This window comes from Leisingera sp. (assembly GCF_982940295.1).
Window position 1 is genome coordinate 36,724 of the sequence record NZ_CEYXRG010000015.1, and the last position, 12,916, is coordinate 49,639.

15 protein-coding genes and 1 riboswitch are annotated in these 12,916 nt (G+C 64.5%); of the genes, 7 read left to right on the forward strand and 8 right to left on the reverse strand.

Annotated features, from left to right (window positions below; all coding sequences use genetic code 11):
• Positions 1-3: 3 nt before the first annotated feature.
• From AC4HIX_RS14145 to AC4HIX_RS14160, 4 genes are all read right to left on the reverse strand, one after another.
• Positions 4-246, reverse strand: a complete 243-nt coding sequence (locus tag AC4HIX_RS14145; RefSeq protein ID WP_019297546.1) for an exodeoxyribonuclease VII small subunit — start codon at positions 244-246, stop codon at positions 4-6.
• Positions 243-1,169 (reverse strand): histone deacetylase family protein, encoded by a 927-nt coding sequence (locus AC4HIX_RS14150; protein ID WP_490399422.1) that lies wholly within the window; start codon positions 1,167-1,169, stop codon positions 243-245. The genes AC4HIX_RS14145 and AC4HIX_RS14150 overlap by 4 nt, the downstream gene beginning before the upstream one ends.
• A gap of 259 nt (positions 1,170-1,428) precedes the next feature.
• Complete coding sequence (locus tag AC4HIX_RS14155; protein ID WP_490399423.1) at positions 1,429-2,130, reverse strand: response regulator; 702 nt, start codon at positions 2,128-2,130, stop codon at positions 1,429-1,431.
• Positions 2,127-2,639: a MarR family winged helix-turn-helix transcriptional regulator gene (locus AC4HIX_RS14160; protein ID WP_008554519.1), complete on the reverse strand. Its 513-nt coding sequence runs from the start codon at positions 2,637-2,639 to the stop codon at positions 2,127-2,129. The genes AC4HIX_RS14155 and AC4HIX_RS14160 overlap by 4 nt, the downstream gene beginning before the upstream one ends.
• Before the next feature lie 163 nt (positions 2,640-2,802).
• Between AC4HIX_RS14160 and AC4HIX_RS14165 the strand changes: the two genes are divergently transcribed.
• From AC4HIX_RS14165 to AC4HIX_RS14180, 4 genes are all read left to right on the forward strand, one after another.
• Positions 2,803-3,669 (forward strand): branched-chain amino acid aminotransferase, encoded by an 867-nt coding sequence (locus tag AC4HIX_RS14165; protein WP_475048660.1) that lies wholly within the window; start codon positions 2,803-2,805, stop codon positions 3,667-3,669.
• Between the two features lie 209 nt (positions 3,670-3,878).
• Positions 3,879-4,349 (forward strand): MgtC/SapB family protein, encoded by a 471-nt coding sequence (locus tag AC4HIX_RS14170; RefSeq protein ID WP_490399424.1) that lies wholly within the window; start codon positions 3,879-3,881, stop codon positions 4,347-4,349.
• Positions 4,350-4,482: 133 nt separating this feature from the next.
• Positions 4,483-5,442, forward strand: coding sequence for an AraC family transcriptional regulator (locus AC4HIX_RS14175; RefSeq protein ID WP_490399476.1), 960 nt, complete (start codon positions 4,483-4,485; stop codon positions 5,440-5,442).
• 138 nt (positions 5,443-5,580) lie between these two features.
• On the forward strand, positions 5,581-5,952 hold the full coding sequence (locus AC4HIX_RS14180; protein WP_490399425.1) for an SPW repeat domain-containing protein: 372 nt from the start codon (positions 5,581-5,583) through the stop codon (positions 5,950-5,952).
• 3 nt (positions 5,953-5,955) lie between these two features.
• Here AC4HIX_RS14180 and AC4HIX_RS14185 read toward each other — a convergent pair whose 3' ends face one another.
• On the reverse strand, positions 5,956-6,792 hold the full coding sequence (locus tag AC4HIX_RS14185) for a LysR substrate-binding domain-containing protein (protein ID WP_490399426.1): 837 nt from the start codon (positions 6,790-6,792) through the stop codon (positions 5,956-5,958).
• A gap of 96 nt (positions 6,793-6,888) precedes the next feature.
• Here AC4HIX_RS14185 and AC4HIX_RS14190 point away from each other — a divergent pair, with 96 nt between their 5' ends.
• A complete protein-coding gene (locus AC4HIX_RS14190) occupies positions 6,889-7,593 on the forward strand; it encodes an SDR family oxidoreductase (protein ID WP_490399427.1) in 705 nt (234 codons plus the stop codon).
• Positions 7,594-7,648: 55 nt separating this feature from the next.
• Here AC4HIX_RS14190 and AC4HIX_RS14195 read toward each other — a convergent pair whose 3' ends face one another.
• Positions 7,649-8,584: a DMT family transporter gene (locus AC4HIX_RS14195; RefSeq protein ID WP_475048673.1), complete on the reverse strand. Its 936-nt coding sequence runs from the start codon at positions 8,582-8,584 to the stop codon at positions 7,649-7,651.
• A gap of 95 nt (positions 8,585-8,679) precedes the next feature.
• Between AC4HIX_RS14195 and AC4HIX_RS14200 the strand changes: the two genes are divergently transcribed.
• Positions 8,680-10,182 (forward strand): malonate--CoA ligase, encoded by a 1,503-nt coding sequence (locus AC4HIX_RS14200; protein WP_490399428.1) that lies wholly within the window; start codon positions 8,680-8,682, stop codon positions 10,180-10,182.
• Between the two features lie 92 nt (positions 10,183-10,274).
• On the opposite strand, the gene AC4HIX_RS14205 is transcribed toward AC4HIX_RS14200, so the two are convergent.
• Positions 10,275-10,913, reverse strand: a complete 639-nt coding sequence (locus AC4HIX_RS14205) for a cation efflux transmembrane domain-containing protein (RefSeq protein WP_490399429.1) — start codon at positions 10,911-10,913, stop codon at positions 10,275-10,277.
• Between the two features lie 73 nt (positions 10,914-10,986).
• On the opposite strand from AC4HIX_RS14205, the gene AC4HIX_RS14210 reads away from it, so the two are divergent.
• Complete coding sequence (locus AC4HIX_RS14210) at positions 10,987-11,403, forward strand: MerR family transcriptional regulator (protein WP_490399430.1); 417 nt, start codon at positions 10,987-10,989, stop codon at positions 11,401-11,403.
• Positions 11,404-11,468: 65 nt separating this feature from the next.
• Here AC4HIX_RS14210 and aroC read toward each other — a convergent pair whose 3' ends face one another.
• Positions 11,469-12,569, reverse strand: a complete 1,101-nt coding sequence (gene aroC, locus AC4HIX_RS14215) for a chorismate synthase (RefSeq protein WP_490399431.1) — start codon at positions 12,567-12,569, stop codon at positions 11,469-11,471.
• A gap of 231 nt (positions 12,570-12,800) precedes the next feature.
• Positions 12,801-12,892: riboswitch (TPP riboswitch) on the forward strand.
• Positions 12,893-12,916: the final 24 nt, after the last annotated feature.

The window sequence follows — 12,916 nt, forward strand, 5'->3', positions numbered from 1 at the left end:
GGCTCAGCCGGCGTCCAGCGGCTGGGTGCCCTTGGGGGTGCCGTTGGCGTCCAGGGTGATGGCGGCGACCTTTTCCTCGGCGCGCTTCAGCTCATCTTCGCAGCGTTTCTTCAGCGCGGCGCCGCGTTCATAAAGCGCAATCGAGGCATCCAGCGCCACGTCGCCGCGCTCCAGTTGGTCCACCACGCCTTCCAGCTCACGCATCGCCTGTTCAAAGCTCATCTGGTCTACGGGGGTCTCAGTCATGCCGGTGCCTTCATCAATTCTTCCACATGCGCGCGCGTTGCGGCGGCCAGCGCGTTCAGATCATATCCGCCTTCCAAAGTCGAGACGATACGGCCCTGGCACAGTTCACTTGCGAGTTTGCAGAGTTCGGCGGTGAGCCAGGCGAAATCCGCGGTCGCCCAGTTCAAATTGGCAAGCGGGTCGTCCTGATGGGCGTCAAAGCCTGCGGAGATGATGATCAGTTCCGGCTTGAAGGCGCGCAGGCGGGGGAAGGCCTGGCCCTCATAAGCGGCCTGCATCTCTGCCCGGCCGGAGCCCGGCGCCAGCGGCATGTTGAGGATCTGGCCGTGTGCGCCGTCCTCGTCCGGGCGGCCGGAGCCGGGCCAGAGCGGCATCTGCTGGCTGGTGATCACCAGCGCGCGCGGTTCATCCCACAAGAGATCCTGGGTGCCGTTGCCGTGATGAACGTCGAAATCCACCACCGCAACGCGGCTGAGCACGTGATGGTCCAGCGCATGTTTGGCCGCGAGCGCGGCATTGCCGAATAGGCAAAAGCCCATTGCAGTGTCTGTTTCGGCGTGATGTCCCGGCGGACGAACCGCGGCAAAGGCGTTCTGCACCTCGCCGCCCAGCACCATGTCGACGCCGCGCACCACCGCGCCGGCCGCGCGGAAAGCCGCGTCCAGCGACCCGGGGGACAGGAAAGTGTCGCCGTCGATCTGCGCCCAGCCCTCCGCCGGGGACGCCTTGCGCAGGTCCGAGAGATAGGACGCCGGGTGGATGCGCAGGATGTCGTCTTCGGCGGCCATCGGCGCGGTGACCCGTTTCAGGTCCAGCGGCTCCAGCGCGTGCAGGATGTGCTCCAGCCGCGCTACCCGTTCGGGGTGGCCTTCGGGTGTGAGGTGATTGAGGCAATCCGCGTGGGTGATCAGGGCGGTGGTCATGGGCGTGTTCCTCCGGCTGCGGGGCTTGGCGCGACCCTAGGGGGCGGGGGGCTGTGGCTGCAAGGGGAATCGGGGGGTGGCATGCGTGCACCGCCTGTGCACTCCCCCGGTGCCATTTCGCCGGACGGATGGGGGCACTGCCCCGGCCCTGCGGAGTGGGGCTCTGCCCCGTTCGGCCCTGAAACCGTCCCCCGGACGGTTTCCAAGACGGGCCTCACCCCCCGGGATATTTCCGGCCAGAAGAAGAGGCGGGCCGGTTCTAGTCGGGCGCCAGCATGTAGCCCGCGCCGCGGACCGTTTGTAGGTATTGAGGCTGTTTCGGGTTCGGCTCGATCTTGCGGCGCAGGCGGGTGATCTGGACGTCCACCGCGCGCTCCTGCGCCTGGCCGCGGTCGCGGCCCAGATCCTCGACCAGCTTGGTGCGGGAGACCGGCTCGCCGGGCTGGGCCGAGAAGATTTTCATCAGCTGGCTTTCGGTGCCGGTGAGGCGGATCAGCTCGTCGCCCTGCCACATTTCGCCGCGCTCGATGTCATAGCGGATGGCGCCCAGGTGCAGCACCTTGGGGGCAGCCTCTTGTGCAACCGTGTCCGGCATCCGCCGCAGGATGGCGTTCACCCGCAGTAACAGCTCCTTCGGCTCGAAGGGTTTCGGCAAATAGTCGTCCGCGCCGGCCTCCAGCCCCGCGATGCGGTCTTCGGTCTCGCCCTTGGCGGTCAGCAGCAGGATCGGGGTGGCCATGGTCTCGCGCAGCGATTGGGTCAGCGAGATGCCGTCCTCGCCCGGCATCATCACGTCCATGATGATCAGGTCGAAATCCAGCCCCGCCAGCACCCGCCGGGCATGGGCCGCATCGCGCGCCGCGGTGACCAGGAAGCCCGAGCGCATCAGAAATTTCTTCAGCAGGCCGCGGATCCGCTCATCATCGTCAACGATCAGGAGATGGGCGTCATTCATGCTCATGCACCCGTTTCCCGCAGCTTGGCATAGGCGCGGCGCATGTCTGCATCCATCATTGCCTCAAGCACCTTTTTGAAACCCTGCACCGCCTCGGGGCCTGCGTCCTTGTAGGCGGCGCGCATCCGGGCGCGCTGGGCGTCCGACAGGGTGGCTTCCAGTGCCGCGCCCTGTTCCGTCAGGTAGAGGTGGCGTTCGCGCTTATCAAGCTCGCCCACCTTGCTTTCGACCAGGCCGTCGCCGATCAGGGTGCGCAGCACCCGGTTCAGCGATTGCTTGGTGACGCCCAGAATGCTGAGCAGGTTGTTCACCGTGGTGCCGGGGGAGCGGTTGATGAAGTGGATCGCCCGGTGGTGCGCCCGGCCATAGGACAGTTCCGCGAGGATCCGGTCCGGATCGGCAGTAAAGCCGCGGTAGGCAAAGAACATCGCCTCGATCCCCTGGCGCAGCTGCTCATCTGTCAGAAACAGCAGGCTTTCGCCGCTGTATCCCTGCCCTGTCCGGCCTTCAGGCATTCGGTGCCCCCTCATTTGTCTTGCCGGTCAGTTTATGTCAGTGTTGTTGACATTCCAAGGGTGAAGATGTATCGAATCCCAGCTTTGGCGCAATATTATGTCCGTTGCGGCCGTAAATTGCGCAATTATTGAAAATCACCGCAGAGTTTCAGGAGGGTGCGGCATGGCAGGTTATGACGACCGCGACGGTGTGATCTGGATGGATGGAGAGCTGGTCGACTGGCGGGATGCCAAGGTGCATATCCTGACCCATGCGATGCATTATGCCTCCTCCGTTTTCGAGGGCGAGCGCGCTTATAACGGCAAGATCTTCAAGAGCAGGGAGCATTCCGAGCGCCTGATCGCTTCGGCTGAGGCGCTGGATATGCCGATGCCCTATACCGTCGACCAGATCGAGGCGGCGAAGGAGGAAACCCTCAAGGCCTCCGGCCTGCAGGACGCTTATGTGCGGGCGCTGGTGTGGCGCGGCTCGGGTGAGGACATGGGCGTGGCGTCGGCCAAGAACCCGGTCCGGATGGCGATCGCGGTCTGGGGCTGGGGCGCCTACTATGGCGATGCCAAGATGAAGGGCGCCAAGCTCGACATTGCGGAGTGGAAACGTCCGAGCCCGGAAACCATTCCGGTCCATGCCAAGGCGGCGGGCCTCTACATGATCTGCACCATCTCCAAGCACAAGGCGGAGGCCAAGGGCTGCTCCGACGCGCTGTTCATGGACTGGCGCGGCTATGTGGCCGAAGCAACCGGCGCCAACGTGTTCTTTGTGAAGGACGGCGAGGTGCACACTCCGCTGGCGGATTGCTTCCTCAATGGCATTACCCGCCAGACCGTGATCCAGATGCTCAAGGACAAGGGCATTACTGTGCACGAGCGCCGCATCAAGCCGGAAGAGATGGAAGGCTTTGAGCAGTGCTGGCTGACCGGCACCGCCGCCGAGGTGACCCCGGTCGGGCAGATCGGTGAGTACACGTTCGAGGTCGGCGACCTGACCCGCGAGATCGCCGAGGACTACGAGAAACTGGTCCGCGCCTAAGCGCCCGCCAGGACAGACCGGAAAACCCCCGCCTGCGTGCGGGGGTTTTTCTTTGCGGCTGCAGGACTGCGTGGCATGTCGCAGCACATAGCGGCTAACTCCCTTTTCCTTCACAGTTCCAATTAGTGTGCCATAGTCGGGCATATTGCTGAAACGTCATTCCAGGGCATGCTGCGTGCTGCTGCCCGAAAAGCAGGAGCAGGAACGCGATGGACCTGAGCATTGCCTACGTAAGTTATTTTGAGCTGGGCCTGCGGTTGCTGTGCGCCGCGGCTGCCGGGGCGCTTTTGGGTCTGGACCGGGAGCTGCGGCACCGCAAGGTGGGGATGCGGACCTATATGATCGTTTCGCTTGGGGCGGCGGGATTCACGCTGATCACCATGGAAATGTCGATGGAGGCGCTGAACCTTGATATGGGGGCTGATCCGACCCGCATCATGCAGGGGCTTGTCGGGGCGATCGGCTTTCTTGGCGCCGGGGCGATCATCCAGGGGGATGAGCGGGTCGGGGGCATGGCGACGGCAGCCAGCCTGTGGGTGGCCGGAGGCGTCGGCATGGCATCGGGGCTTGGGTATTATGTCCACGCCGTGCTGCTGGCGGCGGGCGCTGCCGGCATCCTGGCGATGAGCCGGCTGATGAGCAACCGCGGGCGCAAGGACCGGCCGGACATCCATGACTGACGTCCACTTGGGGCTTTGCAGCTAGGCTGCGCCGTTCCTGCGGCCGTGGCGAGGCTTTGCACGGGCGTTCACATTCCCTTGCAGATCGTCCGGGACCATGGACGGCAGGTTCCACATGCCTAACATCAAGGCCATGTTGGATCTGCTCAGCGATATCCTCACCCGGCTGTCCCTCAGGGGGACGCTTTATTTCCGCACCTCCTTCACCCCGCCGTTCGGAATCCAGGTGCCGGATTACGAAAACGTAGCGCGGTTCCACTTCGTTCAGCGCGGCGAGCTGAATGTTCATGTGCCTGCGAGCGGCGAGACGCTGCGGCTGAAGCAGGGCGATCTGGTGCTGATCCCGCATGGCGCGGCGCATATGCTGCTGTGCAACGAGGTGCAGCCGCTGGAGGCGCTGCCGCTGGAGCAGGTGCTGCAGGACGCGGGCTATGACGGCGGCGGGGTGCTGGTCTATGGCGGGGCAGAGGAGGTGCGCGATACCCAGCTGATCTGCGGCCATTTCTCATTTGCCACGATGCCGGGACGGCGCGGTGCCGGGCATATGCTGATCGACCGGCTGCCGCCCTATATCGTGATCGAGAACTACGGCGAGGCTGCCGGGGCCTGGATCGAGGCGACGCTGCGGATGATCGGCTCCGAGGTGCAGGGTGCCCGTATCGGCGGCGATCTGATTGCGCTGAAGCTGTCTGAGGTGCTGTTTGCACAGGCGATCCGCGCCTATCTGGAGCATCAGAGCCCCAGCGGATCGGCGCTGGCTGGGTTTGCCGACCCGCGCATCTCGCGGGCGCTGACGGCGTTTCACCAGGCGCCTGCCAGGGAGTGGAGCGTGGAAGGGCTGGCGCGCGAAGCCGGGATGTCGCGCACCGCCTTTGCGCAGGAGTTCGCCGCCAAGATGGAGGTGACGCCGATGCAATACCTGACCAGCTGGCGGATGCAGATCGCCTGTCAGGGGCTGGCGGAGCAGAGGCTGAACGTGGCCGATGCGGCGGAGATTGCCGGCTATGCTTCCGAGGCGGCATTCTCGCGCGTATTCCGAAAACAGGTGGGCATGTCGCCCGCGGCCTACCGGCAGCAGCATGCAGCGGCCTGACATGCTGAGGCGTCCGCAGTTTGGACGATCTGCACAATTTGCGCGAGGATCTGAAATTCACCGTCCGGGATGACTGGGCCAATCTGGGGGCAGAGCCGTTTCAGCGGCCAAGACACCTCAGTTACAAGGACCTGACCCATGCCCCTGCGTTTCGTGACCCGTACCATCCATGCCTATCTCGATTATCCCGTGGCCGTCGCCCTGATGGGGCTGCCGTTTCTGCTGGGTCTCGGCGAAAGCAATCCGCTGGCGCTGTGGCTGTCGGTGGCAACCGGCATCGCCGCCTTGGTGCTGACGGTGCTGACCGACCATCACCTCGGCCTGATCCGGGTGCTGCCCTACAAGCTGCACCTGACCGTTGACCTGATTGTCGGGATCACCTTTCTGGCAGCCCCTTTTCTCTTCGGCTTTGCCGGGCTTGATTCTGCCTTCTACTTGCTGAATGGGGCTGCGGTGGTTGCGGTGATCTCGCTCACCGCGCCGGAAGAGGCCGAGGCAGCCTCTGCCTGACCGTTATTGGCGCAAGAGCCAGTCCACCACTGTCTTGGCCCGGCCCTGTGCGCTGGGCCAAAGCACATAGAACCCCTGGTCTCCCAGGCGCGGTGCCTGCCACAGGATTTCCAGCGGCTGGCCGCCCAGGAAAATGCGCGGCACCAGGGCAATCCCCTGGCCGTTCATCGCAGCATCCATCGCCAGTGCGGTCTGGTTGAATTGCAGGACCCGGCCCTTGGCGGTGAGCCCCTCCTGCCGCAGCAGATGGTCCCAGTGCCGGTGCCCGTCCTGGATCAGCGTATGCTGGGCGAGATCAGCCAATTCCAGAACTTCTTCCTGTATTAGAGCCGAATCCGGCCTGGCCACGGCCACCAGATCCACCAGCGACAGGAGGGCGGAGTTCAAACTGCTTTCCTGCGGTTTGCTGCCTTGGCGGATGGCAATGTCGATGCCGTCCCGCTTGAAATTTGTCAGGCTTTCCTCCGCCACCACCCGCAGGTCGATGTCCGGGTGCCGCGCCTCGAACTCCGGCAGCCGCGGCACCAGCCATTTTGAGGCAAAGGAGGGCGGCACCGACAGCGTCACCCGCTGTACAGCCGGGGCCAGCTTGTCTGTTGCCTCCCGGATCAGCGCCAGGGCCTGTTGCACCGGCGCATGGTAGCTGCGCCCGGTGTCGGTCAGTGTCAGCCCGCGCGCGTGGCGGTGGAACAGCTTGTGCCCCAGGTCCGCCTCCAGCCTGCGCACCTGCTGGGCCACCGCGCCTTGGGTCAGGTGCAGCTCCTCTGCCGCGCGGCCGAAGTTCAGGTGGCGGGCGGCGGCGTCAAACATCCGCAGGGCGTTGAGGTTGGGAAGGCGCATCGGGTCTCAGCCAGTAGATTTCCTACAGTCTGGCGCGATGAGACATGATTGGTCAAGCGCGGCTGCAACGGCCATCTTGGAGGCAAGCAAAGGAGTATGGATATGACCAAGGTTGCTCTCTTCACCGCCGCGGGCAGCGGCATGGGCGCGGATGCTGCCCGCCATCTTCATTCGCAGGGGTATGAGGTTGCGATCCTCTCCTCCTCCGGCAAGGGCGAAGCCCTGGCGCAAGAGTTGGGCGGGGTGGGCCACACGGGTTCCAACCTGGAGCAAAGCGATCTGCAGGCACTGGTGGATAAGGCGATGGACCGCTGGGGGCGGATTGATGTGCTGGTCAATTCCGCGGGCCACGGGCCCAAGGGCGATATCCTGGAGATCAGCGACGACGACTGGCATCTGGGGATGGAATACTACCTGATGAATGTGATCCGTCCGGCACGGCTGGTGGCGCCGATCATGGCGGCGCAGGGCAAGGGGTCGATCATCAATATCTCCACCTTTGCGGTGTTTGAGCCGGATCCGCTGTTCCCGACCTCCGGCGTGTTCCGGGCCGGGCTGGCGAGCTTTACCAAGCTGTTTGCAGACAAGTTTGCAGGCCAGGGCGTGCGGATGAACAACGTGCTGCCGGGCTTTATCGACAGCCTGCCGGAGACTGAGGACCGCAAGGCGCGGATCCCGATGGGCCGCTATGGCACTGCTCGTGAAGTGTCGGCGCTGATTGCCTATCTGGCCTCGGATGATGCGGCCTATACCACCGGGCAGAACATCCGCGTTGACGGCGGTTTGACCCGCGCGATCTGAGCCGGGCTGATTGGGGAGCAGGCTCAACTGGCGCAAAACCCATTGTTAGAGCCTGTTATCCACCTTTGGGGTCGATCATCGGCTTGGCCTTGCCGCGCTGCAGGCCCAGCCGGTGCTCGCGCCAGATCACCAGCACATTGCCGGCGATGACCAGCGCTGCGCCTGCCAGCATGACCAGCGTCGGCCACTCATCGAACCAGACGTAGCCGATGACGATGGCAAATATCATCGAGGCGTAATCGTAGGGCGCCAGCATCGAGGCCGGGGCAAAGCGGTAGGAGGAGGTGACCAGGATTTGCGCCACCCCGCCCACCAGCCCGGCGCTGACCAGCAACGCGGCGGTTTGCGCATCCGGCATCACCCAGCCAAAGGGCGCGGTCAGCAGCGCGAGGCCGGAGGCGGTCAGCGAGAAGTAGAACACGATAGCCGCGGTGTGTTCCGACTGCACCATGCGGCGGATGTGGATCTGCACGAACCCGCGGGCGACGGTGGCGGCGACCACCAGCAGCACCCCCAGCATGGCGCCATCCTCCAGATCGCCGCCAAGGCGGGGCCAGATCATGATCAGCACACCCAGCAGGCCGATGGCCACAGCGCTGATCCGTACCATGCGGATGGTCTCGCCCAGGAACAGCGCTGCCAGAATCAGCGTGAAGATCGGGGTGGCGTATCCGATGGCGGTGACCTCGGGCAGCGGCAGCAGCGCCAGCCCCATGAAAGTCATCCCCATCGCCGAGGTGCCGACCAGCCCGCGCCACACGTGAAACATTGGCTTTTTGGTGATCAGGCCGTGCCGCAGCTCTCCGCGCGCGACGAGCCAGGCGACGATGACCGGGATCGCAAAGAAGGAGCGGAAGAACACAGCCTCTCCCGCCGGCACGGTTTCGGAGGTGGCCTTGATGATCCCGGACAGCGCGGTGAACAGCGCAATTGCGGTCACTTTCAGCAGGACCGCCAGCACAGGCCGATGCGATGTTAAGGATTCCGCCATGGCGCGACCCTGCGCCCAAGCGCCGCAAAGATCAATGGCTTGATTTCGACTCAAGGCCGGGCGCAAATGGCGCCGGTTTAGACAGGAGCCCGCCAATGTATGACGCCAACCACCTGATCCGCCAGCTGCGTGAGTCTTCCCTGGGGCGTGAGGACGATGTTTTTGCCCGGCTTCCCGGTGGCGGCACGGTCACCTTTGGCGCGCTGTTTGCCGGGGCGGAGCGGATGGCGGCGGCGCTGGCGGGCCAGGGGGTGCAGCCGGGGGACCGGGTGGCGGTGCAGGTTCAGAAAACCATCCAGGCGATTGAGCTTTACCTGGGTACGGTGATGGCGGGCGGCATCTTTCTGCCCTTGAACACTGCTTATACCGGGCCGGAAGTCGCCTATTTCGTCGGCGATTCAACGCCCCGGGTGGTGGTCTGCGATCCTGCACGGCGGGAGGAGATCAGCGCGGTCTCCGGGGAGGCTGAGGTGCTGACACTGGATGCGGCGGGGCAGGGCAGCTTGCGGGATCTGGCGGACGGGCAGGGCGGCTTTGATCCGATGGCCCGGCAGGCGGATGATCTTGCGGCGATTCTCTACACCTCAGGCACCACCGGCCGCTCCAAGGGTGCTATGCTGAGCCATGATAACCTTGCCTCCAATTCGCTGACCCTGCGGGATTACTGGCGGTTCACCAAGGACGACGTGCTGATCCATGCGCTGCCGATCTTCCACACCCACGGGCTGTTTGTGGCGACCAATGTGGCGCTGTTTGCGGGCGCTCAGGTGGTGTTTCTGCCGGGGTTCGATGCCGATGCCATTCTTGAGGCGATGCCCAAGGCCACGGCGCTGATGGGGGTGCCGACGTTCTACACCCGCTTGCTGGCGGATGACCGGCTGACGCCGGAGCGCGCTGCAAATATGCGGCTTTTCATCTCCGGCTCCGCACCGTTGCTGGTGGACACCCACGAGCAGTGGGAGGCCCGCACCGGCCACCGCATCCTGGAACGCTACGGGATGACCGAAACCAACATGAGCACGTCGAACCCCTATGACGGAGAGCGCCGGGCCGGCACTGTCGGTTTCCCGCTGCCTGGGGTGGAGGCACGGGTGATACGGGACGGAGCTGAGGTGCCCGCCGGAGAGATCGGTGTGCTGGAGGTGCGCGGGCCGAACGTGTTTCAGGGCTATTGGCAGATGCCCGAAAAGACGGCGGAGGAGCTGCAGCCGGACGGATGGTTCATCACCGGCGACATGGCGAAGGTTGATGCCGATAGCTATGTCACCATTGTCGGGCGCGAGAAAGATCTGATCATCACCGGCGGCTTCAACGTCTACCCCAAGGAAGTGGAGAGCCTGATCGACGACCTGCCTGGCGTGCTGGAAAGCGCCGTCATCGGGGTGCCGCATCCAGACTTTGGCGAGGGTGTGGTGGCCGTGGTGGTGCCGGAGGGTGAGGGCACCAGCGCGGCGGCGATCAAGGCGGCGCTGTCCGGGCAATTGGCCAAGTTCAAGCAGCCCAAGGAGATCCTCCTGCTGGACGCGCTGCCGCGCAACACCATGGGAAAGGTGCAGAAGAAAGCCCTGCGTGAGGAATTCGCAGGGCTGTTTGGTTAGTACCTGATCCGCCCGGCCGATAGGCCGGGATGCGCCTGCCTGCCCCCGGCAGGCGCATTCGCGCCCGCCCAGACAGGCGCAGCCCTCAAGTCTTACGACGAGTGCGCTGCCGTATGCGCCTCTTCCTCGCGCCATTCCCGCACCGCCTGCACCAGGATCTGGAAGGCGGAGTTCAGGAACAGCCCGCCCATGATCCCGGCCACAATGAGGTCGGGCCAGCCGGTAGCGGTGCCCCAGACGCCAAGCGCCGCGATCATCACCGCTACGTTACCGATGGCGTCATTGCGCGAGCACAGCCAGACCGAGCGCACATTGGCGTCGCCGTCCTTGTAGCGGGCCAGCAGCAGCACCGAGATCAGGTTCGCTGCCAGTGCCATAAAGCCGATCACCCCCATGATATGGGCCTGCGGCACGCCGACGTAGAATACCTGGTAAACCGTGGAACCGAACACCCAGAGCCCCATCAGCAACAGGCTGATGCCCTTGCCCAGTGCTGCCAGCGCCCGGGTGCGCAGGGTGGCCCCAATCACCGCCAGCGAAATGCCATAGGTCAGCGCGTCACCCAGAAAATCCAGCGCGTCCGCCTTCAGCGCCTGGCTGCCGGACAGCTGGCCCGCGCCCATTTCCGCCGCGAACATGCCGGCGTTGATGGCGATCACCAGCCAAAGCCTGCGTTTGTAGTCCGCCGATACCCCGTCAAACCGGGCCTCATGATTGCAGCAGCCTGCCATTGCTCTTGTCCTCATTCCTGATTCGAGATCAATGTAGGGCCTCTAGTCACTAGAGCATCAAGAGGTCATTGCGATGTTTTCCATCGGTCAGCTGTCCAAGGCCACCGGCGTGAAGGTTCCCACCATCCGCTATTACGAAGAGATCGGCCTGCTGCCGGAACCGGGCCGCAATGCCGGCAATCAGCGCCGCTACGGGCAGGACGGCATGGAGGCGCTGGGCTTCATCAAGCACGCCCGGGACCTTGGCTTTTCGCTGGAGGACATCAAGGCGCTGATGGGGCTGGACGGGCAGCTGGGCGATGATTGCGCCGAGGCCGACCGGCTCGCCCGCAGCCAGCTGCGGAACGTGCGCGCGCGGATTGCCCGGCTAGAGCGGCTGGCCAATGAGCTGGAGCGGATCAGCCATCTGTGCGATGGGGGCAACGGCGGCTGCTGCAAGGTGCTGACGGCGCTGGGCGATCACAGCCAATGCGCGGGCGCGCATGATTGAGGGAATGGTCTGAGGGGAGGCGCCTGCTCAATTGATAGGCAAATCCCCTTGTTAGAGCCTTTAGTTTAGCCGATATGGCCCTGGTTTTCACCGATCTGACCGCGGTGCAGCAGCAGGTGGTCCAGGATCACGCAGGCCATCATCGCCTCGGCCACCGGCACCGCGCGGATGCCGACGCAGGGGTCGTGGCGGCCCTTGGTGATCACCTCGGTGGCGGAGCCGTCCTTGCGGATTGACTTGCGCGGGGTGAGGATCGAGGAGGTCGGTTTCACTGCGAAGCGCACCACAACATCCTGCCCGGTGGAGATCCCGCCGAGGATGCCGCCGGCGTGGTTAGAGGAGTACTCAGGCCCGTTTTCGCCCATGAAAATCTCATCGGCGTTTTCCGAGCCCTTCAGCCGCGCGGCATTCATGCCTTCGCCGATCTCGACGCCTTTCACGGCGTTGATCGACATCATCGCAGCGGCCAGATCGGTGTCGAGCTTACCATAGACCGGTGCGCCGATGCCGGCGGGAACGCCGCGGGCGACGACCTCGACCACAGCGCCGACCGAGTCATGCGCCTTGCGCAAGCCTTGCAGGTAGTCTTCCCACTCCTGCACCGCGCCTGCATCAGGGATCCAGAAGTCATTCTGTTCGATCGCGTCCAAGTCAAAGCGGCTGCGGTCGATCTCCAGCTCGCCCATTCGGGTCATGTAGCCCTTGATCTCCAATCCCGGCGCCAGAGCCTTGATTGCTTCACGTGCAACACCGCCCGCAGCCACCCGCGCCGCGGTTTCGCGCGCCGAGGAGCGGCCGCCGCCGCGGTAGTCGCGGTTGCCGTATTTCTGGAAGTACGTGATGTCGGCGTGGCCCGGACGGAAGGTCTGGGAAATCTCGCCGTAGTCCTTGGACCGCTGGTCGGTGTTTTCGATCATCAGCTGGATAGGCGTGCCGGTGGACATGCCGTCGAACACGCCGGACAGGATCTTGACCGCATCCGGCTCATTGCGCTGGGTGGTATTCTTGTTCTGGCCGGGGCGGCGCTTGTCGAGCCACTGCTGCAGCATTTCCGGCTCCAGCGGCACGTTCGGCGGGCAACCGTCAACGGTGGCGCCAAGCGCAGGCCCGTGGCTTTCGCCCCAGGTGGTGACGCGGAAGAGGTGTCCAAAGCTGTTCATCGACATGCGGCGCGGTCTCCTTTGCGGGATGTGCTTAGCGGGCGGGGGCCTGTCTCTCAAGAGGTTTCCTGTGCGGCACACCGGGCAGGGGCGCTGCCCCCGCCGCCTGCGGCGGCTCCCCCGGGATATTTTCAGCCAGAAGAACAGGGGATCCCGGTTGCGAGCGGTCCAGTTTGCCCGGAGCATAGGTCCTGACGGCGCTTTGGCTTGTTATTGCTGCATCCTGGGTCTAATGTCCGCGCCACCTCGGGGTGCGCGCGAGCGCTGAGATGACACCCGTTGAACCTGAACCGGATCACACCGGCGGAGGGAAGGTACTGGACAGCCTCCACCCTTGCCCAAAGCCGCAAAGG